At 64.7% G+C, this 24,537-nt stretch carries 21 protein-coding genes and 2 tRNA genes; 15 read left to right on the top strand and 8 right to left on the bottom strand.

Annotated elements, in window-relative coordinates; translation table 11 throughout:
• Positions 1 to 94: 94 nt before the first annotated feature.
• The 3 genes from AC5RV1_RS05810 (at position 95) to AC5RV1_RS05800 (ending at position 1,455) form a co-directional block, all read left to right on the top strand.
• Positions 95 to 168 (top strand) — tRNA-Met (locus tag AC5RV1_RS05810).
• A gap of 138 nt (positions 169 to 306) precedes the next feature.
• Positions 307 to 383: transfer RNA gene (locus AC5RV1_RS05805), tRNA-Met, on the top strand.
• Between the two features lie 139 nt (positions 384 to 522).
• On the top strand, positions 523 to 1,455 hold the full coding sequence (locus AC5RV1_RS05800) for a cytochrome b/b6 domain-containing protein (protein WP_493993848.1): 933 nt from the start codon (positions 523 to 525) through the stop codon (positions 1,453 to 1,455).
• A 28-nt stretch (positions 1,456 to 1,483) separates the two neighbouring features.
• On the opposite strand, the gene AC5RV1_RS05795 is transcribed toward AC5RV1_RS05800, so the two are convergent.
• The 3 genes from AC5RV1_RS05795 to AC5RV1_RS05785 all read right to left on the bottom strand — a co-directional run bounded on the left by AC5RV1_RS05795 (position 1,484) and on the right by AC5RV1_RS05785 (position 5,971).
• Entirely contained in the window at positions 1,484 to 2,914 is a 1,431-nt protein-coding gene (locus AC5RV1_RS05795) for a cryptochrome/photolyase family protein (protein WP_493993847.1), read from the bottom strand.
• Positions 2,915 to 3,008: 94 nt separating this feature from the next.
• Positions 3,009 to 3,803 (bottom strand): PspA/IM30 family protein, encoded by a 795-nt coding sequence (locus tag AC5RV1_RS05790; RefSeq protein WP_493946651.1) that lies wholly within the window; start codon positions 3,801 to 3,803, stop codon positions 3,009 to 3,011.
• 122 nt (positions 3,804 to 3,925) lie between these two features.
• Positions 3,926 to 5,971 carry a TPM domain-containing protein gene (locus AC5RV1_RS05785; RefSeq protein WP_493946650.1) on the bottom strand — a complete coding sequence of 682 codons (2,046 nt, stop codon included), beginning with the start codon at positions 5,969 to 5,971 and terminating at the stop codon, positions 3,926 to 3,928.
• 286 nt (positions 5,972 to 6,257) lie between these two features.
• Here AC5RV1_RS05785 and AC5RV1_RS05780 point away from each other — a divergent pair, with 286 nt between their 5' ends.
• From AC5RV1_RS05780 to AC5RV1_RS05765, 4 genes are all read left to right on the top strand, one after another.
• On the top strand, positions 6,258 to 7,910 hold the full coding sequence (locus AC5RV1_RS05780; protein WP_493993846.1) for a S1C family serine protease: 1,653 nt from the start codon (positions 6,258 to 6,260) through the stop codon (positions 7,908 to 7,910).
• Between the two features lie 274 nt (positions 7,911 to 8,184).
• Positions 8,185 to 8,985: an electron transfer flavoprotein subunit beta/FixA family protein gene (locus AC5RV1_RS05775; protein ID WP_163162895.1), complete on the top strand. Its 801-nt coding sequence runs from the start codon at positions 8,185 to 8,187 to the stop codon at positions 8,983 to 8,985.
• 14 nt (positions 8,986 to 8,999) lie between these two features.
• Positions 9,000 to 9,953 carry an electron transfer flavoprotein subunit alpha/FixB family protein gene (locus AC5RV1_RS05770; protein WP_493993845.1) on the top strand — a complete coding sequence of 318 codons (954 nt, stop codon included), beginning with the start codon at positions 9,000 to 9,002 and terminating at the stop codon, positions 9,951 to 9,953.
• Between the two features lie 3 nt (positions 9,954 to 9,956).
• Positions 9,957 to 10,736 (top strand): PIG-L deacetylase family protein, encoded by a 780-nt coding sequence (locus AC5RV1_RS05765; RefSeq protein WP_493946647.1) that lies wholly within the window; start codon positions 9,957 to 9,959, stop codon positions 10,734 to 10,736.
• Positions 10,737 to 10,826: 90 nt separating this feature from the next.
• On the opposite strand, the gene AC5RV1_RS05760 is transcribed toward AC5RV1_RS05765, so the two are convergent.
• From AC5RV1_RS05760 to AC5RV1_RS05745, 4 genes are all read right to left on the bottom strand, one after another.
• Complete coding sequence (locus tag AC5RV1_RS05760) at positions 10,827 to 11,711, bottom strand: anti-sigma factor (protein ID WP_493946646.1); 885 nt, start codon at positions 11,709 to 11,711, stop codon at positions 10,827 to 10,829.
• Position 11,712: 1 nt separating this feature from the next.
• Positions 11,713 to 12,321 carry an ECF RNA polymerase sigma factor SigK gene (gene sigK, locus AC5RV1_RS05755; protein WP_493946645.1) on the bottom strand — a complete coding sequence of 203 codons (609 nt, stop codon included), beginning with the start codon at positions 12,319 to 12,321 and terminating at the stop codon, positions 11,713 to 11,715.
• A gap of 232 nt (positions 12,322 to 12,553) precedes the next feature.
• Complete coding sequence (locus AC5RV1_RS05750; RefSeq protein ID WP_493947180.1) at positions 12,554 to 13,021, bottom strand: tRNA (cytidine(34)-2'-O)-methyltransferase; 468 nt, start codon at positions 13,019 to 13,021, stop codon at positions 12,554 to 12,556.
• A gap of 22 nt (positions 13,022 to 13,043) precedes the next feature.
• Entirely contained in the window at positions 13,044 to 13,988 is a 945-nt protein-coding gene (locus AC5RV1_RS05745) for a J domain-containing protein (protein WP_493993844.1), read from the bottom strand.
• 199 nt (positions 13,989 to 14,187) lie between these two features.
• Here AC5RV1_RS05745 and AC5RV1_RS05740 point away from each other — a divergent pair, with 199 nt between their 5' ends.
• Entirely contained in the window at positions 14,188 to 14,886 is a 699-nt protein-coding gene (locus AC5RV1_RS05740) for a hypothetical protein (RefSeq protein WP_493993843.1), read from the top strand.
• On the opposite strand, the gene AC5RV1_RS05735 is transcribed toward AC5RV1_RS05740, so the two are convergent.
• A complete protein-coding gene (locus tag AC5RV1_RS05735) occupies positions 14,883 to 15,305 on the bottom strand; it encodes a hypothetical protein (RefSeq protein ID WP_493946642.1) in 423 nt (140 codons plus the stop codon). The genes AC5RV1_RS05740 and AC5RV1_RS05735 overlap by 4 nt on opposite strands.
• An 87-nt stretch (positions 15,306 to 15,392) precedes the next feature.
• Between AC5RV1_RS05735 and AC5RV1_RS05730 the strand changes: the two genes are divergently transcribed.
• From AC5RV1_RS05730 to AC5RV1_RS05700, 7 genes are all read left to right on the top strand, one after another.
• Positions 15,393 to 16,058, top strand: coding sequence for a helix-turn-helix transcriptional regulator (locus AC5RV1_RS05730; RefSeq protein WP_493993842.1), 666 nt, complete (start codon positions 15,393 to 15,395; stop codon positions 16,056 to 16,058).
• 55 nt (positions 16,059 to 16,113) lie between these two features.
• A complete protein-coding gene (locus tag AC5RV1_RS05725) occupies positions 16,114 to 17,343 on the top strand; it encodes a cysteine desulfurase family protein (RefSeq protein ID WP_493993841.1) in 1,230 nt (409 codons plus the stop codon).
• A 142-nt stretch (positions 17,344 to 17,485) separates the two neighbouring features.
• The gene (gene mnmA / locus AC5RV1_RS05720) at positions 17,486 to 18,616 is read left to right on the top strand and encodes a tRNA 2-thiouridine(34) synthase MnmA (RefSeq protein ID WP_493993840.1); all 1,131 of its coding nucleotides are present in this window, start codon (positions 17,486 to 17,488) and stop codon (positions 18,614 to 18,616) included.
• A 237-nt stretch (positions 18,617 to 18,853) separates the two neighbouring features.
• Positions 18,854 to 20,485, top strand: coding sequence for an ABC transporter substrate-binding protein (locus tag AC5RV1_RS05715; protein ID WP_493946638.1), 1,632 nt, complete (start codon positions 18,854 to 18,856; stop codon positions 20,483 to 20,485).
• A 146-nt stretch (positions 20,486 to 20,631) separates the two neighbouring features.
• Positions 20,632 to 21,723: an ABC transporter permease gene (locus tag AC5RV1_RS05710; protein ID WP_493946637.1), complete on the top strand. Its 1,092-nt coding sequence runs from the start codon at positions 20,632 to 20,634 to the stop codon at positions 21,721 to 21,723.
• Between the two features lies 1 nt (position 21,724).
• A complete protein-coding gene (locus tag AC5RV1_RS05705; protein ID WP_493946636.1) occupies positions 21,725 to 22,738 on the top strand; it encodes an ABC transporter permease in 1,014 nt (337 codons plus the stop codon).
• Entirely contained in the window at positions 22,735 to 24,462 is a 1,728-nt protein-coding gene (locus tag AC5RV1_RS05700) for an ABC transporter ATP-binding protein (RefSeq protein ID WP_493993839.1), read from the top strand. Before AC5RV1_RS05705 ends, AC5RV1_RS05700 begins: the two co-directional genes overlap by 4 nt.
• Positions 24,463 to 24,537 lie beyond the last annotated feature (75 nt).

Here is a 24,537-nt window from a genome sequence, read left to right as displayed (position 1 = left end):
GTTCCACCTGGAGCGGGTGCCGGTCCGGCGAGACGGAGATCACGCCTTCCCGATTTGGCCTGCTGTTCACCGGCCGGTAAAGTAGTTCTTGCGACGCGGGGTGGAGCAGTTCGGTAGCTCGCTGGGCTCATAACCCAGAGGTCACAGGTTCAAATCCTGTCCCCGCAACTGACGGAAGTCCCGGATGCTGGCAACAGTGTCCGGGACTTTTTGGTTTCATCGTCGAGCCCGGGTTCGGGACGAAAAGGGGCCCTGAAGCAGTGTGTAAAAACCCGCCGCGGAAATAGGGTAGTGTTGTTTCAGCGACGCGGGGTGGAGCAGTTCGGTAGCTCGCTGGGCTCATAACCCAGAGGTCACAGGTTCAAATCCTGTCCCCGCAACCATGAGAAGGCCCCGACCGGCAGACAAGCCGGACGGGGCCTTCTTTTTTCCTTGAATGCCGGTAGTTCCTAGTATTCTCTTTCGCAGAGACTCACGCATTGTGAGCACTTCGCCAGTCATTCTCGAGAGGAATGTTGCTCGATGTCCACACCCACGAAAAAGCCCGGCACTGCCGCGGGCAAGCGGTCCCGACTCTATTGGGGTGTGCCCGCGGTCCTTGCGGCGCTGGTCCTCGTGGTGTTGATAGCCAAGTGGCTGATGGGTTTGCCCGCCGTCGCCTCCTTCGTGGCGGACTATCCCGGGCATTCGGAGCTGCCGGCTGGGGCGCCCGAGGGTTTCCCTGCCTGGCTCGCCTGGCAGCACTTCCTGAACGCGTTCTTCCTCCTGCTGATCATCCGGACTGGATGGCAGGTGCGGACCACCACGCGCCCCAGCGGACACTGGACCCGCAACAACAAGGGCCTGATCAAGACGAAGAACCCGCCCACCAAGATCAGCCTTGAGCTCTGGTTCCACCTCACGCTGGACGCCCTGTGGATCCTCAACGGCCTGGTGTTCGCGGTCCTGCTGTTTGCCACCGGGCAGTGGATGCGGATTGTTCCCACCAGCTGGGACGTCTTCCCCAATGCGCTCTCCGCCGCCCTGCAGTACGCCTCCCTGAGCTGGCCCACAGAGAACGGCTGGGTGAACTACAACGCGCTTCAGCTGCTCTCCTACTTCGTGACGGTCTTCATCGCGGCGCCCCTGGCCTTCATCACGGGCCTCCGGATGTCGTCTGCGTGGCCGAAGAAGGCAACCGGCCTCAACAAGTCCTACCCGATTGAATGGGCCCGGGCCGTCCACTTCCCGGTGATGATCTACTTCGTTGCCTTCATTGTGGTGCACGTCTTCCTGGTGCTCGCTACAGGAGCGCTGCGCAACCTCAACCACATGTACGGAGTACGGGACGACGACGGCTGGTTCGGGTTCTGGGTTTTCCTCGCCTCGGTTGTGGTCATGGTGGCGGCCTGGTTCCTGGCCCGCCCCATCTTCCTGCGGCCGATAGCGTCCCTGATGGGCAAGGTCAGCCGGTAATCCGCGGCGGGGGCCCGCGCATCAGCCCTTAGTCCTTGAGCCTGCTGTAGGTCTCCAGTGCCCTCTCCCGGGACTCCGGCAACCCAACGAGCGGCGCCGGGTACCCGGGCGCGTCGGCGGCTTTCCATGGCTCGTGGATGGCTTTACCGTCAAGGCCGGCAAGTTCCGGGATGTATTGGCGCAGGTAGCTGCCTGCGGGATCGAATTTCCTGCTCTGCGTCACCGGGTTGAAGATGCGGAAGTAGGGGGACGCGTCGGCTCCGGAGCCAGCCACCCATTGCCAGTTGGCGGGGTTGCTGGCAGCATCCGCGTCCACGAGGGTGTCCCAGAACCACTGCTCGCCGATGCGCCAGTCCGCCAGGAGATTTTTGACCAGGAATGAAGCGGCCGCCATCCGCACGCGGTTATGCATCCAGCCTGTCTGCCACAGCTGCCGCATCCCGGCGTCAACGAGGGGATAACCCGTGCGGCCCTGTTGCCACGCCTTCAGCTCGCCACGGCTGAGCTGCTGCCACTCAAAGCGGTCAAACTCCGGCCGGTAGTTGCGGGTGGCGAGTTCGGGGTTCGTGTAAAGAAGGTGCCAGCAGAACTCCCGCCAGCCCAGCTCTGAACGGAATATTCCGACGTCGGCCGGTATCTTGCGCGGGTACCGTTCCCGGATCTCGCGCCACACCCTGAACGGGCTGACCTCGCCGAAGCGCAGGTGCGGGGACAGACGGCTGGTACCTTCCACACCCGGCACGTTGCGCCCGGTTCCGTAGTCTTCCGCCGGTCCGTCCAAAAAATCCGCCAGGCGGCGCAGGGCGCCCTTTTCGCCCGGCTCCCAGGTGTCTGCCAGGCCGCTGCTCCAGTCGGGGGAGCGGGGCAGGAGGTTCCAGCTGTCCAGCTCTTCACCGGCAGGAAGTGCTCCTCCTCTTTCCAGGGCGGGGGAGGGAAGCTGGAGCGGTACCTCATGCGGGTCCCGCACGTCGCCGTGGGCGAGGCATGCACGCCAGAAGGGCGTGAACACCTTGTAGGGTCCACCGGCGCCGGTGCGAATGGTCCAGGGCTCGAACAGGAGGTTTGCCTGGTGGCTGGATGCGTCAACGCCGTTGCCGCCGGCCCAGGCCTTCACATCGGCATCCACGGTGCGCTCCGCCAGTCCGTAACGCCGGTTCCAGAAGAGGTGCGTGGCAGACATTTCGGCGGCCAGTTCCTTGATCACAGCTGCCGCCGGCCCGCGGCGAAGAAGGAGGCGCGAACCTTTGTTTTCCAAGGAAGCGGCCAGCGCCGCAAGGGAATGGTGAAGCCACCACCGGGTTGCTCCACCCAGCGGCCGGATCCCCGCCGACTCCTCGTCCAAGATGAAGACGACGGTCAAGGGCAGGCCCAGCGCTGCCGCCTCGGTCAGCGCAGGGTTATCGTCCAGGCGGAGGTCATCACGCAGCCAGACGAGGGACGTTGCGTCAGGGGAAGCCATGCCACCACGCTACACACCCCGGCACCAGGAAGGCCGGGGCAACGGTCCCGGCCTTCCTATTGTGCTAGTGGGGAGGCTGCTCCCCGCCCGGCGGTCAGAGCTTGTCGTAGTCGATTTCAGTCGCAGTGGACTCGTCGGAGGCGGCAGAGCCCGCGGCGCCGATGGCAGGCTTTGATGTGCCACCCGACTTCAGGGCAGCCAGGCGTGCCTCGATCTCCACCTGCTCACCGAGGTCCTCAAGCTGGTTGAACTGCGCGTCAAGGCTCGACGAGGCGAGTTCCTGCTGCCCGCGGACCTTGGCTTCTTCCCGGCGGATCTTCTCTTCGAAGCGGCCCACTTCACTGGTGGGGTCCATGATGTCGATGCTCTTGATGGCGTCGTGGACCTGTGCCTGGGCAGCTGCGGTCTTGGAACGGGCAACCAGTTCGTTGCGCTTGCTGGTCAGCTGGTTAAGCTTGCCCTTCATCTGGTCCAGGCCGGTCTTCAGCTTGTCCACCACTTCGCGCTGCGACATGATGCTGGGTTCTGCACCCTTGGCCTCATTCTCAGCGGCCATTTGGCGCTGCAGGGCCACCTTGGCAAGGTTGTCGAACTTTTCGGCGTCAGACACGTTACCGCTGGCGCGGTACTCATCAGCCTTGCGGGATGCGGCAAGGGCCTTGTTTCCCCAGTCGCGCGAGTTTTTGACGTCCTCGTTGTAGTCGTCCTCGAGCATACGGAGGTTGCCGATGGTCTGCGCGACGGCTGACTCCGCCTCAGCGATGTTGTTGGTGTAGTCCCGGACCATCTGGTCCAGCATCTTCTGCGGATCCTCAGCGTTATCCAGCAAGGAGTTGATGTTCGCCTTTGCCAGCTGCGCGACTCGACCGAAAATGGACTGTTTAACCATGGTGTTACCTTTCGTCCTGCTCTGTGTTGACCACTGAAATCAGTGAACGTTTATGTACTGCGCCCCGGGCGCCAGGCCAAGGGGTTCAAGTGCCGTTCCGGCCAGGGATGGTGCCTAACGGATCAGAAGTCTCCACCGCCGCCGGAGTCTCCGCCCCAGCCGCCCATGTCTCCTCCGCCGCCGAAATCGCCGCCGCCCCATCCTCCACCGTCGCTGTGGCCGCCGCCCCAGCCGCCGCCACCACCTCCATTGAGGATTGAGTTGATCAGGATGCCGCCGAGGATGGCGCCTCCCAGTCCGCCGCCGCCGCCTCCGCCGAACATGCCGCCGCGGCCGTAGCCCTGGTTGGCGTAGCCGTCGAAGTGGTCAACATCGGCCTGTGCCAGCTGGGCTGCCTGCGCCGCCAGTGCGTGTGCCTGCTGGGCGTAGGTAAGGGCCGTCACCGGATCAGTGCGTGCTATGGACAGCGCGTAATCCAGGTTGCGCTGCGACTCCGCCAGCCGGGTGCGTGCTTCTGTTCCCACTCCGCCGCGGCGGGCAGTGATGTAGTCGGAGGTGGCACTGATCTGGGCTTGGGCGGACATGATGGTCTGCTGAAGTGATGCCTGGGCCCGGCGCGCCTGTTCCTGCTGGTCCCTGATGCCGCTGAGTGACTGGTCGAGCGACTGGTGTGCCGTTTCGACGCGCTGCAAGGTGGCGATGGGGTCAATCTTCCCGCCCTGGATCTCTGACTTGACCTGGGCCAGTGCAGCTTCAACGGCCGCCACCGGTCCGGCGAGATCGGGATGGGCGCCGGACTGGATCATGGCCCGTGCCTGCGCGAGGTCCTGGGACGTGTCAACTACTGCCGCATCAAGGCCGCTTCGGGCCTCATCCAGGCTGGACGAGACTTTGGCGATTGCATCGATGAGGACGTTTGTCTGGTGCAGGCTCTCTTCTGCGGCGCGGACAGCAACGGCGGCCAGGCTTCCTTCGCCCTCAGCCAGCTTCTGCTCCGCAGTGGCTGAGGCGTTCTGGACGAAGGCGAGCCGTTCCTTGGCCTGCAGGATATTGTCCGAAACCTGCGCCAGTGCGCTCTCCGCGTACTTGGCCCTCAGCGCGGTGAGGGACTGCTCAGCGCTGGCGATCTTCGAATCCGCTTCGCGGGCCCCGGCGTTGACTGCTGCCAGTGCCCGTGGGGCGTTCTTCTCAAGTTCGCGGAGGGAATCGAAGTCTGCCTTCTGCTCCTGGAGCGAGGCGAGTGCGGCTTCCGAACGGCGGATAATCTCACCCAGCCACGTACGCTGCTGCTCTTCGGTGTCGGGGATGTGGTCGTCCAGCTGCTGCTGCAGCTTGAACGATTCCGTCATGTGGCCTTTGGCTTCCTCCAGCGCCTTGGTGAAGTTGCCGACGGCAGAATCACCGTACTGTGCCTGGGCGAACATCAGTTCCTGCTCGCTGGACTTGATCGCGTCATCGGCCTCGATAAGGAGGGATCCGCTCTTGCGGCGAAGCTCCTCTACGCTCAGGGAAGCCAGTGGATCAACTTCGGCACCCTGCGGGCCGTAGCTCGCGCTGGACGCCTGGGCAGCAGCCTTCTTGCGCTTGTTCCGGAAGTACAGGTATGCGCCCGCACCGCCTGCGGCAACCACGCCGGTTCCCACCAGTACGGCTGCCCCGGCACCGTCACCTGAAGGGACGTTGCCACTGCCGCCTCCGGCAGCATCGCCGATTGCCGCAGCAGCGTTGATTGCTGCCTGGGCGTAGTTGTCATTAGCCAGCTGCGGACCAATGGCCTTGCTCTTGATGTTCTCGAGTTGGGCCGCGGTGATCTTGCTGCCGCCCTTATTCAGGACGTACTGCCGGGTATCGGTGGCGACCGCGAAAATCAAGGCGTTAGGCCCGAGGCTTGCTTTTTCGGCTACGGCGTCCGTCCATGCTTCCCGATCAGCCGGGTTTTCGAACCTCTTGACCGTAACGACGTGGAGCACGGTCGCGTGGTCAGTGCCGAGCTTCTTGATGGCTTCCTGTACTTCGCCCTTTTGGGAACCCAGGACACCGGCGGAATCGACTATCTTTGATGCCGGATCCAAGGTGACCGGATCCTCTGCCCACGCGGCCGCGGCGGGAACCGCCAGCAGGCCGGTAAGGCCGATCACGGCGAGAATACGTTTGAACTTTGACCGCATGTGCAACCCTTCAGCACGCCTGACACCGATTCGGGACGAACCGGTCGTCTCAGAATGCAGCAGCGCCCCCACGCATGTGTGTAGCCGCAGGTCGCTGTGGCAATCATCTTGATTCTATGGTGCACCCCACAGGCCGTCCATCGGGTCGAATATGCCACCAGCGAAACGTCGCGGGGAGGGCGAAATCAGTCTCCGGAAAAGTCCACAGCAAGCTCTCAGCAAACATCCGCGCTTGTTACAGGGAGGGAGTCCATAGTTAATTCAGACGAGGATGAAAGGAAGTCCCATGACTGAGAACCAAACCCCCGGTGCCGCTCCGGAGAGCCGCGGCACGGGGCGGCAGGATTCCTGGCAGCAGCACTCAACCCAGCCGGGGAACAATCCTGGCGAGGTTCAGGATGCGGATGGCACGGCCGCCCCGCGTTCCACGGGACACGCGCCCAATGAGGCTCCCGGTCCGCGCCAGTATCCGACTGAACAGCTGGACCGGACGAACCCGGGGGATAACCCCACCCAGGAGCTTCCGGGAGCGCGGCCGGCGTACCCGCAGCGCCAGCCCTATCCGCAGCGCCAGCCGTTCTACGGGCAGGCTGCTTCCGGCCAGCACCCAGGCCAGCCTGCACACAATGAACCCCACGGCTCCCAGCCCCACGACGGCTCCTACGGCCAGAGCCAGCACCATGCCCCCGGTGGTCATCCGGGACTGGCTCCGAATCCGAAGGATGCCCCACGCAAGAAGGCTTCATTTGGCGTCGGGACCCTGGTGGCCAGCATCCTCGCGGCCGGCCTGGTGGGCGGCGGCGTAGCGACCGTTGCGGGCGGCGAGGCCTTTGACAGCCCGGGCTCCGCTTCAGCTACCAGCAGCAACAGCCAGCCCGGAACGGTCATCGTCAACAACCAGGATGATGTCAACGCCATAACGGCTGCCGCCCTGAAGGCATCACCGAGCGTGGTGACCATTAGCGCTTCAAGCAACGGCGCCGGCGGTACAGGTTCAGGCATCGTCCTGGACGACCAGGGCCATATCCTCACCAACACGCACGTGGTCACGCTGGACGGCCAGACGGCCAACGCCGCCCTCGAAGTCCGCACCAGCGATGGCAGGGTGGTCACCGCCAAACTGGTTGGTACCGACCCGCTGTCAGATCTTGCCGTCATCAAGGTGGACAACGCCTCTGGCCTTACGCCTGCCACCCTGGGCGACTCCGGCAAGCTCAACGTCGGGGACACCGCCATTGCGATCGGCTCGCCGCTGGGCCTGACCGGAACGGTGACGGATGGCATCGTTTCCACGCTCAACAGGACCATCAGCGTCGCCTCAGCCGCAGCCCCTGAAGAGGGCGACAACGCCGAGGGCGACGACGAGGGCGGGTTCCAGTTTGCGCCTCCGGACGGCGGCCAGAGCCAGCAATCGGCGGCACAGGGCCAGATCTCCATCAACGTGATCCAGACAGACGCCGCCATCAACCCCGGCAATTCGGGTGGCGCCCTGGTGAACAGCAGCGGCGAGATCATCGGCGTCAACGTGGCCATCGCATCGGCCGGATCCGGCTCGCTGTCCTCCTCGAGCGGCAACATCGGAGTGGGCTTCAGCATCCCCATCAATCACGCCAAGCGCGTGGCCAACGAGATCATCGAGACCGGCAAGGCCTCGCACGGACAGCTGGGTGTCAGCGTCAAGCCGAAGGGCACAAGCGCGTCCTCAGAGTTCTCTGTGGGCGCAGACGTCGCCACCGTGGAACCGGACTCGGCAGCCTCTAAGGCGGGAATCAGGGTGGGTGACGTGATCACAAGGTTCAACGACCTTGCAGTCGGTGAACCGGAGCAACTGACCGCAGCTGTCCGTGAGCAGCCCGGCGGTTCCAAAGTGAAGATCACCGTATTGCGCAACGGCCAGGAACAGACGCTCGACGTCACGCTGGGCACCGCAGCGAGCTAAGCGCCGTACGCGGCGCCAACCGCGCAGCAGCAGTACGACGGCGGCGTGCCCACCTTCGGGAGGGGGCGTCGCCGTCGTTGTTTCCGCGCTTGCGGGGGAAGGCGGCACCGGCGTCAAGGGAGTGCTGACACAGGCGTTAACGGAAGACGGCGCACAGGTGCGCCTATATGGTTAGCTAGGAGCTACCCGTACGCCGGGCATTCCGCGGCCATGACCCTACCCGGCTGGCTGTCCACAAGCATGGAAGGCTGCTGTCGATACAGTGGAAAAGACATTGAAAATCATCGTCCTGGTCAAGCATGTACCGGACGCCCAGTTCGACCGTCACCTCAACGGGGAGGGCTACACGACGGACCGTGATGAAAGCATCCTGTCCGAGCTGGACGAATATGCCCTCGAGGCGGCACTGCAGCTGGCAGAGGCGCGCGGCGGCAGCAAGGCGGGCAACCAGGTCATCGCACTGAGCATGGGCCCCGCCGGTGCGGTCAACTCGGTCAAGAAGTCCCTTCAGATGGGCGCCACCGAGGGCGTGCACCTGACGGACGATGCCCTGGCAGGCTCCGACGCGGCGGCCACGTCACTGGCACTTTCGGCAGCTGTCCGGTACCTGGGCCAGGATGCGCCTGTGGACCTGATCATTACCGGTATGGCCTCCACCGACGGCGAGACCTCCCTGGTCCCCGCGCAGCTGGCCGAACGCCTTGGCCTTCCCCAGGTCACGTTCGCTTCCTCACTGGAGGTGGACGGCGGACGGCTCGTGGCGCGGCGCGACGCGGACACGAGCTCGGAAACCGTCGAGGCAGCCCTCCCGGCGCTGGTGTCGGTGACGGATCAGATCAACGAGCCGCGGTACCCCAACTTCAAGGGCATCATCGCCGCCAAGCGCAAGTCCATCACCACCCTGTCCCTCGCCGACATTGGAGTGGATCCCGCCCAGGTGGGGCACGCAGGTTCGTGGACCACAGTGACCAATGCCGAGGAACGGCCGCCGCGCACCGCCGGCACCATCATCACCGACGAAGGCGACGCCGGCATCAAGCTGGTTGACTTCCTGGCCGCCCAGAAGCTGCTCTAAGAGGGAACATCGACATGGCAAAAGTACTTGTTTTTATTGACAACCCCGGCAACTCGCTCAAGAAGAGCAGCCTTGAGCTGCTGACGCTGGCACGTTCCCTAGGGGAAAGCGTTGTTGCCCTGAACGGGGAACTGCACAACGACGTAGCAGCTGCTTTCGGCGAGTACGGCGTCAGCGCTGTCCTTCGCCCCTCCGCGCAGGACCTGGACGACTACCTTGTGGCACCCAAGGCCGCTTACCTTGCGGCCGCAGCGCAAAGCACCGGGGCCGCCACCGTGCTGCTCGACAACTCTCCGGAGGGCAAGGAAATTGCCGCCCGCCTCGGAATCCGCCTTAGCGCCGGTGTTATTACCGACGTTGTCGCCGTGGACCCTGACGGAACAGCCCACAAGTCGGTTCTCGCCGGTTCCTATAACACCGCGTGCAAAACCACCACGCCCGTGTCCGTGCTGACCCTCAAGGCCAACAACGTGGTCCCGGAGCCGGCTGCCGCACCGAGCACGCCGGAAACCGTCACGGTTGACGTTCCGGTGGGCAGCACTGAAGCCGCGGCCCGGATCACCGCCCGCGAGCAGAAGGTTGCCAGCGGCCGCCCGGACCTGACCGACGCCCGGATCGTGGTGGCCGGCGGACGCGGCCTCGACGGCGACTTTGGTCCCGTCGAGGAACTCGCAGACGCACTGGGAGCGGCCGTGGGAGCCTCACGTGCAGCCACCGACGCCGGCTGGATCAGCCATGACGCCCAGGTGGGGCAGACCGGCAAGACCGTTTCCCCGCAGCTGTATATTTCCGCAGGTATCTCCGGTGCCATCCAGCAGAAGGCCGGCATGCAGACAGCAAAGGTCATTGTCGCGGTGAACAAGGACGCCGAGTCCCCCGTGTTCGAGATCGCGGACTTCGGCATAGTCGGGGACCTCTTCGATGTCCTCCCGCAGGCCACTGCAGAAATCAAGAAGCGTAAAGGCTGATTATTGGCTGCCTTCACTGCGCAGGCGGAGAGCCCGTTCAACCCGGCCACGGACCGGATTGGGCGGGTGCTCTGTTTTGCGGCCCACCCTGACGACATTGATTTCGGTGCTGCCGGCACCATCGCGGCCTGGACGGCGGCAGGTGTGCAGGTCAGCTACTGCATCATGACCGACGGCGACGCGGGCGGCTTCGACCCGGCGCACCGGGCGGACATCATTGCCATGCGCGACGCCGAACAGCGCCGCGCTGCTGAACTGGTCGGGGTGACCGACATCCACTACCTCCATCAGCGTGACGGCTACCTCGAACCTTCGCACGAGGTGATGCGTGGAGTGGTGAAGCTCATCCGCGAAATTCGTCCCGACGTCGTACTTGCCATGCATCCGGAACGGAACTGGCGGCGGATCCAGAAAAGCCATCCGGACCACCTTGCCGTGGGGGAGGCCGTGACACGCGCGGTTTATCCGGCGCTGGAAAATCCGTTCGCCTACCCCGAACTCGCCGAGGCCGGGCTGGAGGCGTACAAGCTTCCGTGGCTCTGGCTGTACGCGGGGCCGGACGAACGGGAAAACCACTTCGTTGATGTCACCGAGCACGTGGACGCCAAACTCGACGCCATCCATGTACACGTCAGTCAGCACCCGGACGTCGAGGCCATGGAATCAGCAGTACGCCAGGGCATGCACGCCAATGCTGCCCGTGCCGGGCTTCCCGCCGGGCACAGCGCTGAAGCGTTCCATGTAGTAGCGGTCAACGGGCCCGGAACCATAGCTGGTTTCTAGGGGACCGGTGTTCTGAATACACAAAAGGCGCCCCGCGGCTTTCATTCCGGATTTCCGCTGGGCGCCTTTGTGATGCTTTGCTGGCCGGTGCTACGCGTCCAAGGGGGCGGCGGCGACGGTGGGCAGGGTGGGGGACTCGGAGCCGCCGACGGGCTCGACGGTGATCCCGAGCGCTGCGGCAGAGGAGATTCCCTCCACTACTGCGGGTTTGGAGAGTGCTTCCGCGTCCATCAGCCCCTGCGAGACAGGTGCTGACCCGTCCTTGGGAATCAGCCACATCTGGTAAACCTTGCCCTCGGGCGGAGCAGGAACATCTTTCATCCTGACAACGGCTGCGTCTTGGGACGAGGAAATCTGGACGGTGGCAGTACCGCCGCCGGCAACGTCCACCGAGGCCTCCCGGAGGTCCCCTGCACGGACCACCTGGTTCAGGGGGTCGTTCTGGTCCGCAATGTAGGAGCCGACGCCAACTCCGCCCAGGGCTATCGCTGCTGCCGCTGCGATTCCGACGAGCCAGCGGCGGGCGCCACCCGGACGGCGCTGTTCCTCACGGCGCTGCCGGGCCCGGGCCAGTTCGTCATTGGAATCTTCCCCGACGCCAGGGAAGGAGGCGGAGCCGGCGGAAGGAGCGGGCGCGACGGTGTCCCGGCGCGCGTCCTGAGCGGGCAAATGGGCGGGCAGCTGCGCCGGCAATTGGGCTGTGATCCGGTCGAAAAGGTCAGCCGGCGGTTCTTCCTCCGCCTTGAACGTGCGCGTCAGCGTTTCCCTGGCTTGGCGGACGCGTTCGTCGAAGGAGTCCCGTTCCGCCGGCGGTGCCGTTGAAATATACTGCTCGATGGTACGGCGTTCCTCGTCCGTCACTGCATCCATAGCGTACAGTTCGGCCAGGTCAACAGCACGGCCGGAGGCGAGGTCAGCAGAGACGGTATCGCCGAAGGCGCCAGAGCGGCTGCGTCCGTTATTCATTTCGGTCATTTCAACTCACCCCCAGGCAGGTCTTCAAGCGGATTAGTCCGTCGCGGATGCGGGACTTGATGGTGGGAACTGCGGCGTTCAGGCGTTCTGCGACTTCGCGGTAGGTGAGCCCGCCGTAATAGGCGAGGCGAACCGATTCCTGCTGCGTCTCGGTCAGCGTGCCAAGACACCGGACCACGGCCTCTGCTTCGAGCCTGCTTCCCACTTCGTCGGACACGCTGTCATGGTCGATGTCCTGGGTGCTGGCACCGTACCGGGCTTCACGGTCGGTGGCCGACTGGGACGACCGGACCTTGTCCACAGCACGCCGGTGCGAAATGGTCATGAGCCACGCCAGCGGGCTGCCGGCGGCCGGATCGAACTTGGCCGCGTTCTGCCAGACCTGCAGGAATACCTCCTGCGTCGTGTCCTCGCTGAGCTCAGCGTCTACGAGGACCCTGCGCGCCATACCGTAAACACGCCGGGACGTCAGTTGGTAAAACTCCGCGAATGCCGTACGGTCGCCGTCGGCTATCTGCTGCAGCAGGGCAACAAGTCGCTGGTTGACGTCGGCCGGCGTTTCCGCCACCGTGGCCGGAGCCTCGGAATGAGGCGCGTTGGGAGTTTCCATCACTACCAAGCATAAGTCTCCAGGAGATGAATCCTTAGCAGTGCCGCCGGGGATGCGGTGGCCTGACCTGGAACCTTCCCGGAGAAGTGTCACCTGCCGCTCCTTAATCGCTGTGGAATGTTCTCAGGAGTTATTCGGCGCAGCTGCGGAGGCGGATTGGCCGGGGCCCAATATTGTTTGGCGGCGCATTCCGGCAGCATCCTGCCGGGCGGAGTGAAGCGGACCCGCGGCCCTAGATCCGTGCGCCGGCGAATCCCTGCTGGCGCCAGGCTTCGTAGACGGCGATGGAAGCGGCGTTGGCGAGGTTGAGCGAGCGCAGGGCGGGCAGCATGGGCAGCCGAACGGTGGCAGTGACGTGGGAATCCGTTTTCAATTCCGGTGGCAGGCCCACGGATTCCCGGCCAAACATCAGGACATCTCCCGGCTGGTAAGCGATGTCTGCGTAGCTGGCGGTTCCGTCCGACGTAAAGGCATAAACGCGTTCCGGTTGGAGGTGCTGCCAGGCGGCTTCCATGCTCCGGTGCACTGTGACGACGGCGAGGTCGTGGTAATCGAGGCCGGCCCGGCGGAGCTTCGCGTCCGAGAAGTCGAATCCCAGGGGCTCCACCAGATGCAGTTCAGCGCCGGTGATGGCTGCCAGGCGGATGGCGTTGCCGGTATTGCCGGGGATCTCGGGGGCGTGGAAGAGGATGCGGAACACCATCCCATCCTAGTCAACGCCGTCAGTGCATGCCGCGCAGCAACCTGGCCAGTACAGGAACGTTGACAGTGTTCGGAGCCGGACCGGACGCGAGGAACTCTTTCAGACCCCGGACCATGCCCGCGGCATTCACAATGCGGACGGTCTCCAGTGCGCCGGCCGAGCGGCGATGCTGGTCGATTACCGGCTCGTGAAGATTCCCGCCAGGGCTATGCACCACCGTCCAGCCGGTGACATTCAACTCCGGAAAAATGTCCTGCATGGCACGGACTACGTGCGCCAGCTGCGGCGGGGCAACAGAGCGTCCGCCGTGGTTCAGGGTCCTGCCGTCCCAGGCATAGGCGCCCTTGGGCAAAAGCATGGAGCCGATCAGCGCCAGCCGGTAGCCGGACAGCACGGCGTGGTCGATGTGGCTGTTGTCCGCCGGTGACTGGAGCCCGTTGATGAGCCTCGCCGCCGGTATGGCGGGGAGTACCTGGCGGGTCAGGAGCTGGACGGTGCGCATCTCGCGCTGGATCCGCGCTTCGGCCCCGAAGATCCCGCGCTTCCGCGGCATGCCGTGAATCTGCTGACTAGCCTCAGCCAGCGGGATCAGGGGAACTATCTCACCGTCCGCGGGATCGTAGGGCGGAACGTAGACCGGAGGGTCTCCGGCAGTGTTGCGGCTGCCGCCGGTCCTGTGCACGGTGGCCGAAGCCCGGCTGCCCGCCGGCGGTGCATCAAAGTGCGGCTCCGAATCCTGGTTTACCCCGGCAGTGCCGGCTGCATAGGAGCGGTCGTAGGCTTTCCGGCGTTGTGGATCAATCAGGGTTTCGTAGGCGCTGGTGACCCGGCGGAAAGCGGCCGCGTCCCCGCCATGGTCGGGGTGGGCAACGCGGGCGGCGCGCCGATAGGCCACCTTAATTTCCTTCTCGGTGGCGGTGACTGCCACACGAAGCACCTGGTAATGCGAGCTGCTCTCGGTCAAGCACTCATCCTTCTGTCGGTATGGCCAGTCCGCGGGGGCAGCCCTGTCGGCCCAGCTTATCGGCCCTTGCCCTGACAACGATCGTGTCGGCGTTCCGGGTTCCCGGCCGCCTGTTGCCCATTCGGACAGGCGGGGACGGCGTTTAGACTCTTGGGGATGACGGCCGCGGGGGCCGGGCAGGGAGTGTACTGGGGAGCGCATGCAAAAGCCGACGACGGCGGGCCGGGCCCGCAGGGTTCGTGCGGGAAGAGTGCCGCTGGCCGCTGCCGTGCTGAGTGCCGTGTTTACCGGGGGCTGCAGTGTTGGCGTTCCTGACCCTGCGGCGCCGGAACCCGTGGAAAGCGTGGCGGTGGTTGCCACGCCCACCATCACTCCGGGCCATGACGCCGAGGCAGTGGCGGGGCAGGACCTGCCCTTCTCCGCGGGCGGCATCCTGGCCCCTGGAGTACCGGTGGGGATCTCGGACGGTCTGAAGGACGCGCCCGGCTGGACGATGGTGAAGGACGATGTTGCCGGCGAAAGCCAGTATCGAAAGGCTGATGGCTGCCTGGTGGCCGCAAAGGTCCGGACCAACCAGTCTGTGCTGGCCCGGGACGGCGACCACGAGTCCACTGTGGCTCTGTTTCAGTACCTGGATCCCACGATCCTGCCGGACTACCTCAAAGCCGGGACGCTGCGGTGGGGAGGGGATGACTCCTCCCCGGGGCGCTCGGTTGAAGTGCTGGTTCTGGAACAGGCTGCCTCGGCGGGAGGCAGGGCCACAGCGGTGCTGGCCAGGCTTTTTGGAACTGCGGAATCATCGGTCTACGTTTCCGTGTCATGCCCGGACCCAGCATCCCTGGGCGCGGCACGCGATGACGTGGCCAGGTTCCTGCCGGTGCTGCCGCCTTCGGCCTAGCTGCGGGAGGGCTTGTCGGTCCGCCGGGACAACCGGTAGAGGGCCAGGGCGCCGACGAGTAGTCCAAAGTCACGAAGTGCCACGTCGAAGAAGGCTCCGAGCAGCAGCAGGTTGAGGATGATTCCGCCCAGCCAGGCGGCCACGAGGAGCGACCCGAACTGCGGACGGACGGCTACGGCGATACCGGCAACAATTTCCACCACCCCGACGACGTACATCAGGGTTGGGGCGGGCAACGGCACCAGGGCCGTGGCTTGCGGTGCGAGGTAGGTGGTCCAGTCCGCGAGGATATTCGTGAACTTATCCAGTCCGAAGACGATGGGTGCAACGGTAAAAACGGTCCGCAGCAACAGGAAGGCCTGCCGGGCCGGCTCCACGGTTGCGGTGGCGTTGGCGCGCAGTGCTGATGTGGTTTTCACAGCTGACTCCTTCTAAAAATGGGTAATGCTATTTTAGAATCCGGACGGGTCTATAATCAATACATCTTGACTTTGGATTGGTGGGCAATGAGCAAACTTTCCTGGGCCGGCCGGATGGCCGCACTCGCCTCCCTTGGTGATGAAAAGCGCCGCCAGCTCTTTGAGCTCGTTGCGGCTTCCCCGGGAGCCGTAGGCCGGGACGAAGTGGCCGGTGCCACCGGAATTCCCCGCAGCACTGTCTCCTTCCACTTGGACCGGCTGGTGCAGGACGGCCTGCTGGCGGTTGAGTTCCACAAGCCGCCGGGGAAGTCGGGGCCGGGCTCGGGCCGCCCGGCCAAGATGTACCGTCCGGTTGCAGGTGAAATCGGGGCGTCAGTGCCGGACCGGAACTACGACCTCGCCGGCGAGCTGATGGCAGCTGCGATCGAACGGTCCACCACCGGAGGTGAGCCAGTCGGCGATTCCCTGCCTGCCGAGTCATTCCGGAAGGGCCGCTCCCTCGCTGAAACGTCGGAGACCCTGGAGGACTTCCTGGTGCAGTCCGGCTACCGCCCGGAGCCGGATGGCGACGGCGGTTTCCGCCTGCCAAACTGTCCTTTCCACCGCCTTTCCGATGGGCATCCGGGGGTGGTGTGCACCATGAACGGTGCTTTCCTGAGGGGCGCCGCAAGCCACTTCGACGCCTCCTCGGACCGCGTCGCACCTGTAGACCTGCCCGGCCACTGCTGTGTCAGGATCATGCCGCCTGCCTAAATTCGCCAAAAGCTGCGGCCCCGGACCGGTGGGGCAGGACGGCTAGAATTACAGGGTGCCCGTTTACCTCGACCATGCAGCCACCACCCCTCTTTCTCCTGAGGCGTTGGCTGCCCTGACGCGTGAACTTGCCCGCACCGGAAATCCGTCCTCCCTTCACGGCTCCGGCCGCAGGGCACGCCGCACCGTGGAAGATGCACGGGAAGCCCTCGCCGCAGCGGCAGGCGCCCATCCCTCCGAGGTGATCTTCACGTCCGGTGGCACCGAATCGGACAACCTTGCCGTCAAGGGCCTGTACTGGTCCCGGGTCGGCGAAAACCCCGCGCGGCGGCGCATCCTGTGCTCCGCCGTCGAACACCATGCAGTGATGGACACGGTGGAGTGGCTGGAGCGGCACGAGGGCGCCGAGGTCACCTGGCTTCCGGTCGACGGCGACGGGTTGGTGGACCTGGCGTTCCTGGAGGCTGAGCTTTCCCGTGACCCGGACACCATCGCCCTGGTGACGGTGATGTGGGCGAACAATGAGGTAGGAACCATCCAGCCCGTCGAACGCGTGGTGGAACTGGCGCACGCCGTGGATGTTCCCGTCCACTCCGACGCGGTCCAGGCGTTCGGATCACTGCAGGTTGATTTCAAGGCATCAGGCCTGGATGCCATGTCCGTCTCCGGGCACAAGATTGGCGGACCTGTAGGAGTGGGCGCCCTGCTGCTCGGAAGGTCGGTGAAACTCACCCCGGTCCAGCACGGCGGAGGCCAGGAACGGGACGTCCGCTCAGGCACCCTGGACACCGCCTCCATCGCAGCCTTCGCCGCGGCGGCCGAAACCGCCGTCGCGAACCTTGGTACTGAATCGAAGCGCATCACCGCACTCCGCGACCGGCTGATCGAAGGCGTCCGCGAGCAGGTGCCGGAAGCAGTCCTGCGCGGTGCACCCGCCGCCGGCAGGCTCCCCGGCAATGCCCACTTCACCTTCCCGGGCTGCGAAGGGGACTCCCTGCTGTTCCTCCTGGACCTGGCTGGTGTGGAGTCGTCCACCGGGTCAGCCTGCACTGCGGGCGTGCCGAGGCCCTCGCACGTGCTGCTCGCGATGGGACTGAACGAGGAAACAGCGCGCGGCGCCCAGCGGTTCACTCTGGGGCACTCCTCGAAGGCAGAGGACGTCGATGCGCTGCTGGCCGCCCTTCCCGATGCCTACGTGCGGGCGCGGCAGGCAGGGATGGCCGGCCACGAGTCCTCCATCCAGACGGCCGGTACCGTTGCCCGGCAGGGTTTGGGCGCTCGCTGACCGTGCATTTGCCAGAGGCCGTAGAATAGATAGGCCAAGATCGTTTCCCGTGAGCCTGCCTGAGTTTTCGGCAGCAGGTCCAGCCAGCACCGTCCGGCACCACACGGACAAGAGCCGGAAACACCCCCAACAGAAAGCCAGTATGCGAGTCCTAGCAGCCATGAGCGGCGGAGTTGATTCCGCCGTCGCCGCCGCCCGCGCCGTCGAGGCGGGGCACGACGTCGTCGGGGTCCACCTGGCGCTCTCCCGCATGCCCGGCACGCTGCGGACCGGAAGCCGCGGCTGCTGCACCATCGAGGACTCCCGGGACGCCTGGCGCGCCTGCGACGTCCTGGGCATTCCCTACTACGTGTGGGACTTCTCCGAGCGCTTCAAGGAGGACGTTGTCCAGGACTTCATCGATGAATACGCCGCGGGCCGCACCCCCAACCCGTGCATGCGCTGCAATGAGCGTATTAAGTTCGCGGCGCTGCTGGAAAAGGCGATCGCCCTGGGCTTCGATGCCGTCTGCACCGGACACTATGCCAAGGTCATCGAGGACGCGGACGGCAACCGCGAACTGCACCGCGCCGCTGACTGGGCAAAGGACCAGAGCTACGTCCTGGGCGTCCTGACCCACGAGCAACTCAAGCACTCCATGTTCCCGCTGGCCGACACACCCTCCAAGGCTGAAGTGCGTGCGGAGGCTGAACGCCGCGGACTCTCCGTGGCCAACAAGCCCGACAGCCACGACATCTGCTTCATCCCCGACGGCGACACCGCCGGCTGGCTCGCCGAAAAGATCGACATGACCACCGGCGACATCGTGGACGAAACAGGTACCAAGGTGGGGGAGCACCCCGGCGCCAACGCCTTCACAGTGGGCCAGCGCCGCGGCCTGAAACTGGGCACACCCGCCGCCGACGGCAAGCCCCGGTTTGTCCTTGAGATCCGGCCCAAGGAAAACAAGGTGGTGGTGGGTCCCGAAGCCCTGCTGGCCATTGACGAAATCAGGGGCATCAAGGTGTCCTGGGCGGGCTTGCCCATTGCGGAAGTGGAAACGGGCGGGAACTTTGCCTGCTACGCCCAGGTCCGGGCGCACGGCGACCCGGTCCCCGCTACGGCCCGCATGGAAGCTCAGGAAGAAGGTGCCGGCGCTGAACTGGTGGTTCGGCTGACTACGCCGCTGCGGGGCGTGGCCCCCGGGCAAACCGTGGTCCTTTACCAGGGCAGCCGGGTACTGGGCCAGGCCACTATCGACGCCGCACGCTCACTCCAGCGCGCCGCGCTCTAGAACCATTCATTCCACACGCCGCCCCGGTTCAACCGGGGCGGCGTTCTTCGTTGCGCCGCCGGCAAATGAGAGCACCGCATCATTCAGGTAAATTTTGTGTCTCAACTCACAAAATGGCCCGTGTTGGGGGTTGACTCTCTGATTGAATCTAGGCATCAGCACAGCGCGCTCCCGCCGAAGCAAAGGCACCCTGCAGCGACCGGCGGGCCGCGTATTCATCGAACAGAAAGTTCACAGATGACGAAGAGCAACAAGGCACTGCACGGCGCGATCGCGCTGGCAGGCATCTCCGCACTCGCATTGACTGCCTGCACGGGCCCCTCAGGCGGCGGCGGAACCTCCACCGGTGATGCCGGCGGCGGGGCCATCACCTACGGAACCACTGACAAAGTCGTCACGCTGGACCCCGCCGGTTCCTACGATGGCGGCTCGTTTATGGTGATGAACCAGATCTATCCCTTCCTGCTCAACTACAAGCCTGGCACCGCCGATGCCACCCCGGACATCGCTGAGTCTGCTTCCTTCACCAGCCCCACCGAATTCACTGTGAAGCTTAAACCGGACCTGAAGTTCGCCAACGGCCACACCCTTGACTCCTCCGACGTCGTTTTCTCATTCAACCGCGTGAAGGCCATCGACGATCCCAACGGCCCCGCTTCGCTCCTGGCCAATATGGAGAAAATCGAAGCGACGGACCCCAACACGGTGGTGTTCACCCTCGCCGCAGGAAACGACCAGGTGTTCCCTGGCGTCCTCGCCTCCAACCCGGGACCCATTGTGGACGAGGAAGTCTTCCCCGCGGACAAGATTATGGATGATGACGCCATCATCGCCGCTAAGCCCTTTGCCGGCCAGTACACGATTGAAAGCTACAAGAAGAACGAGCTGGTCAGCTTCAAGCCCAACCCGGACTACCAAGGGATGCTGGGCGCAGCCGCCAATGACGGCGCCACGCTCAAGCACTACGCGGACCCGAACAACCTGAAACTCGACGTCCAGCAGGGCAACATCGATGTCGCAGGCCGCATCCTCACGGCAACCGACGTGGCCGACCTGGAAAAGGACTCCAAGGTCAAGGTCCACAAGGGCCCCGGCGGGGAATTGCGCTACATGGTCTTCAACTTCGACACCATGCCGTTCGGCGCGAAGACTCCCGAAGCCGATCCCGCGAAGTCGCTGGCCGTGCGCCAGGCCATCGCGCACCTCGTTGACCGCGACGTCATCGCCTCCCAGGTTTTCAAGAACACCTACACTCCCGTCTATTCCTACGTCCCCAAGGAATTCGAGGGAGCTGCGGAACCGCTGAAGAGCCTTTACGGTGACGGCAGCGGCAAGCCCAGCCTGGACAAGGCAAAGAAGGTCCTGGCCGACGCCGGCATCACCTCCCCGGTTGACCTCAAGCTGCAGTACACCGACCGATACGGCACGTCCGCCGCAGACGAGTATGCCCTCGTGAAGGAACAACTCGAGAAGTCCGGCCTCTTTACCGTGGACCTCAAGTCCACGGAGTGGACCACCTACACGAAGGAGCGCCGCGCGGATGCCTACCCGGTGTACCAGCTCGGCTGGTTCCCGGACTACTCGGATGCGGACAACTACCTGACCCCGTTCTTCATCCCCGGCAACTTCCTCGGCAACCACTACGAGAACCCTGCCGTAACGGACATCGTCAAGAAGCAGCTGGTAACCACGGACAAGGCGGAGCGGAGCGAACTGCTCGGCCAGGCCCAGGAAGCAATCGCCAAGGATCTCTCCACGCTGCCGCTGCTGCAGGGTGCCCAGGTGATGGTGGCCGGAACGGATGTCCAGGGAGTCGAAAAGACCCTGGACGCGTCGTTCAAGACCCGTCTTGGCGTGATGTCCAAGTAGGTCCGTCGACCATCCGGTTCTGACCGCACACGGGGCGGGACGTGATGCGCCTGCAGCCAGGTGCACGTGTCCCGCCCCGTCTGCTGGTCACGGTTGCTGCTCTCCTGCTGGAGCTGCAGCGCCGGCAACGACAACTTTAGGTACCCATGACAACACTCATTGACGCGCCCCCGAGCGACGCGGACGGCCTCCTCCCGGCCACCAAAAAATCTTCCGGCGGGGGACTGGGCCAGTACATCCTGATCCGTTTCCTGCTGATCTTCCCCACGATCTTCATCCTGGTGACCATGGTTTTCTTCCTGATGAGGATTACCGGTGACCCCATTACTGCGGCCATGGGCGGGCGGCTGCCTGCCGACCAGCTTCAGGAGCGCATCCAGGCGGCCGGCTACGACCGGCCCCTCCTGGTCCAGTACTTCGAATACCTCGGCCAGCTGGCCACGGGCAACTTCGGCCGCACACTCACGGACAACCGGGCCGTCGTCGAAATGCTCTCAACCTATGGCTCAGCAACACTGGAGCTAACCATCAACGCACTGCTCGTCGCCCTCCTGGTAGGCATCCCGCTCGGCATGGTCGCGGCGCACCGCCGGGACAAGGCGCCTGACGCCGTCCTGCGGGTCTTCGCCATTCTTTGCTACGCCACCCCCGTATTCTTCGCGGGCATGCTGCTGAAGCTGACCTTCTCGGTGTGGCTGGGCTGGCTGCCGGTTGCCGGCAGGGCCAAAACATCCAGCGAACTGGCCCTGACATCCCTGGAGGCCCCCACCGGGATCTACTGGCTGGACGCGCTCCGAAGCGGAAACATGGCAGCGCTCAGCGACGTCATGGCCCACGCTGTTCTGCCTGCGGTGGCGCTGGGGCTCCTGACAGCCGGAATCTTCCTCCGACTTGTCCGGACCAACGTCATCGGGACCTTGGGCAGGGATTACGTGGAGGCCGGCCGGTCCAGGGGAGTGAGCGAATACCGCCTGGTCACCAAGCACGCCTACAAGCCCGCCCTGATCCCGATCATCACCGTGATGGGGCTGCAGATCGCCGTGATGCTCGGCGGCGCCGTACTCACGGAGAAGACCTTCGAGTGGAAGGGCCTGGGATTCCAGCTGGCGAACTACCTCACAGCGCGTGACTTCGTCGCCGTCCAGGGCATCGTGGTGCTGCTCGCCATCATCGTGGCCATGACCAACTTCATCGTGGACATCATCGCCGCGCTGATCGATCCCCGGGTGAGGTACTGACATGAGCATTCCAACCGTTCCCATCCCCATGGAAAGCCCCCGGGCGCCCTGGTACCGGCGCCTGCCGGTCGTCTCGCACTTCAGCAAAAGCGTGGGCCTCCAGCGCGGCATGCTGGTGGCAGGCCTGATCCTGACCGGAGCTTTTGTCCTGACGGCGCTCTTCGCCCCGCTGCTGGCGCCCTACGGCTTCTCCCAGCTGTCCGACGCCGATGGCAACTTCCCCACCCAGCAGGCCCCGGGCGGCAAGCACCTTTTGGGTACAACCGTAGGAGGCTACGACGTCCTGTCGCGGGTGATCTGGGGTGCGCAGACCGCCATCCTGGTGATTGTCGTCGCCGTGGCCATGTCCATCGTCGTCGGCGTCGTCCTTGGCTTGGTCAGCGGCTACCTGGGCGGGTGGCTCGACCGCATCCTGGTGGTTATCGCCGACGCCGTCTACGCCTTTCCGTCGCTGCTGGTGGCCATCGTGATGGCCATCGTTATCAGCGGGGGCCAGTCCAGCCTCGTCGGCGGCATCTTCGCCGCCGGCACTGCCATCACGCTGGTATTCATTCCGCAGTATTTCCGGGTCATCAGGGCTGAGACCGTGAGGTTGAAGGCTGAGCCGTTCGTAGAGTCCGCCAAAGTGGTGGGCGCCTCCAACATCCGCATCATGAGCCGCCACATCTACCGCAACGCAACCCGTACCCTGCCGCTGATCTTCACCCTCAACGCCTCCGAAGCCATCCTCACCCTTGCCGGACTGGGGTTCCTTGGTTTTGGCATCGAACCCAGCTCGGCCGCGGAATGGGGCTTCGACCTCAATAAGGCGCTTGCCGACACTACCTCCGGGATCTGGTGGACCGGCATGTTCCCGGGCCTGGCCATCGTGCTCACCGTGGTGGGCCTGACCCTGGTGGGCGAGAGCATCAATGACCTCAACGATCCGCGCCTGCGCGGACGCAAGAGCACAGGCGGCAGCTCCCCGGCGCCGGTGGACAACGCCGCCATGGCAATCGAAGGCAGGACATTATGACGATCAACATTGATCCACTGTCCGGACGGCACGCAGGCGAAGGCCAGTCCGACGGCGGCCTCCCGGTTCTCGACATCGACCACCTCCAGGTCACTTTCGCTACCGACGGCGGTCCCGTCCATGCAGTCAAAGACGTCAGCCTGGAGGTGCGGAAAGGCGAAGTCCTCGCCATCGTGGGGGAGTCCGGGTCCGGCAAGACAGTCACCGCCAAGACCATCCTGGGCCTGCTCCCGGAAACGGCCAGCAGTTCAGGGGCAGTGGTGATCAACGGAGCCGACGTGATCAGTGTCAGCGCCGCGCGCCTCCGCCAGATCCGCGGCCGTGACGTGGCAATGGTTTTCCAGGAACCCTCCACGGCGCTGAACCCGGTGTTCACCGTGGGCTGGCAGATCGCCGAAGGTATCCGGGCCCACGCGGGCAGCGGAGGAAAACGGGTTTCGGCCAGGGAAGCCAAGTCCCGGGCTGTTGAAGCGCTGCGCAAGGTGGGCATCCCGGATCCGGAAACCCGCGTCAACTACTATCCGCACCAGTTCTCCGGAGGACAGAAGCAGCGGGTGGTGATCGCCGCGGCCCTGGCACTGAATCCCGGCCTGATTGTTGCCGACGAGCCCACCACCGCGCTGGACGTCACGGTCCAGGCAGAGATCCTGGAACTGCTCCGGGACCTGCGGGACAAGTACGGCACGTCCATTGTGCTCATCACGCACAACATGGGTGTGGTAGCGGACCTCGCCGACCGCGTGGTGGTGATGTACCAGGGGGACGTCGTCGAGGAGGCGCCCGCCAGCACCCTCTTTGCGGAACCGCGGCAGGACTACACCCGAAAGCTGCTCGCCGCGGTACCGCACCTCGGGCATAACTCCGCGTCGCAAGGACTGACCGCCCGGGCGCACCAGGAAGAGGAAGTCCTGGTCGAAGCCAACAACCTGACCATCGAGTACCCGGGCAGGCTCGGAACACCGGCGTTCAAGGCCGTGGACCGGGTCAGCTTCACCCTTTCCCGGGGCGAAGTGTTCGGACTGGTGGGGGAGTCCGGTTCCGGCAAAACCACCATCGGGCGGGCCATCGCGGGCCTGAACAGGACCACCGGAGGCAGCCTCCGCGTGCTGGGCTACGAGATGCTGAACCTTCGGGAGCGAACCTTCAAACCGCTCCGGAAGGACATCGGCTTTGTGTTCCAGGACCCTGCTGCTTCCTTCAACCCGCAGCTGAGCATCGGGGACTGCATCGCCGAACCCATGGTCATTCACACGAAGCCAAGCCCGGCGCAGGCGCGCAAACGCGTCGGCGAGCTGCTCGAATCAGTCCAGCTGCCGGCGTCGTACGCAGGACGGTACCCGCACGAGCTGTCCGGAGGGCAGCGCCAGCGGGCATCCCTGGCGCGGGCCCTCAGCCTCAACCCGCGGCTGCTGATAGCTGACGAGCCGACGTCGGCCCTGGACGTTTCAGTGCAGGCCAAGGTCCTGGAGTTGTTCAAGGACATCCAGGAGGAGTTCGGCTTCGCCTGCCTCTTCATCAGCCACGACCTCGCCGTTGTGGACATCCTGTCCTCCTGGGTGGGCGTCCTGTACAAGGGCAGGCTGGTGGAGCAGGGGATCGGAAGCCAGGTGATGGGAAACCCGCAGCATGACTACACGCGGCGGCTCATCGCATCCCTTCCCGTACCGGATCCGCAGGAACAGGCGAGGCGGCGGGAAGAACACCGGGCGCTGCTCGGCATCTGATGCGCTGACCCTGAGCCTGCACTAAGCGCCGGTGCCGGATACCGGCACCGGCGCTTAACACCCGGTTGAAACAGG

This window comes from Arthrobacter sp. Hb9-2, from assembly GCF_059091165.1.
This window is presented reverse-complemented; position numbering and strand designations above follow the sequence as displayed.

Excerpts from the sequence above, each read along its gene's own strand:
- AC5RV1_RS05800 (WP_493993848.1), top strand. The coding sequence starts at position 523 with ATGTCCACACCCACGAAAAAGCCCGGCACTGCCGCGGGCAAGCGGTCC.
- AC5RV1_RS05795 (WP_493993847.1), bottom strand. The coding sequence starts at position 2,914 with ATGGCTTCCCCTGACGCAACGTCCCTCGTCTGGCTGCGTGATGACCTC.
- AC5RV1_RS05790 (WP_493946651.1), bottom strand. The coding sequence starts at position 3,803 with ATGGTTAAACAGTCCATTTTCGGTCGAGTCGCGCAGCTGGCAAAGGCG.
- AC5RV1_RS05785 (WP_493946650.1), bottom strand. The coding sequence starts at position 5,971 with ATGCGGTCAAAGTTCAAACGTATTCTCGCCGTGATCGGCCTTACCGGC.
- AC5RV1_RS05780 (WP_493993846.1), top strand. The coding sequence starts at position 6,258 with ATGACTGAGAACCAAACCCCCGGTGCCGCTCCGGAGAGCCGCGGCACG.
- AC5RV1_RS05770 (WP_493993845.1), top strand. The coding sequence starts at position 9,000 with ATGGCAAAAGTACTTGTTTTTATTGACAACCCCGGCAACTCGCTCAAG.
- AC5RV1_RS05760 (WP_493946646.1), bottom strand. The coding sequence starts at position 11,711 with ATGACCGAAATGAATAACGGACGCAGCCGCTCTGGCGCCTTCGGCGAT.
- sigK (WP_493946645.1), bottom strand. The coding sequence starts at position 12,321 with ATGGAAACTCCCAACGCGCCTCATTCCGAGGCTCCGGCCACGGTGGCG.
- AC5RV1_RS05740 (WP_493993843.1), top strand. The coding sequence starts at position 14,188 with ATGCAAAAGCCGACGACGGCGGGCCGGGCCCGCAGGGTTCGTGCGGGA.
- AC5RV1_RS05730 (WP_493993842.1), top strand. The coding sequence starts at position 15,393 with ATGAGCAAACTTTCCTGGGCCGGCCGGATGGCCGCACTCGCCTCCCTT.
- mnmA (WP_493993840.1), top strand. The coding sequence starts at position 17,486 with ATGCGAGTCCTAGCAGCCATGAGCGGCGGAGTTGATTCCGCCGTCGCC.
- AC5RV1_RS05715 (WP_493946638.1), top strand. The coding sequence starts at position 18,854 with ATGACGAAGAGCAACAAGGCACTGCACGGCGCGATCGCGCTGGCAGGC.
- AC5RV1_RS05710 (WP_493946637.1), top strand. The coding sequence starts at position 20,632 with ATGACAACACTCATTGACGCGCCCCCGAGCGACGCGGACGGCCTCCTC.
- AC5RV1_RS05705 (WP_493946636.1), top strand. The coding sequence starts at position 21,725 with ATGAGCATTCCAACCGTTCCCATCCCCATGGAAAGCCCCCGGGCGCCC.
- AC5RV1_RS05700 (WP_493993839.1), top strand. The coding sequence starts at position 22,735 with ATGACGATCAACATTGATCCACTGTCCGGACGGCACGCAGGCGAAGGC.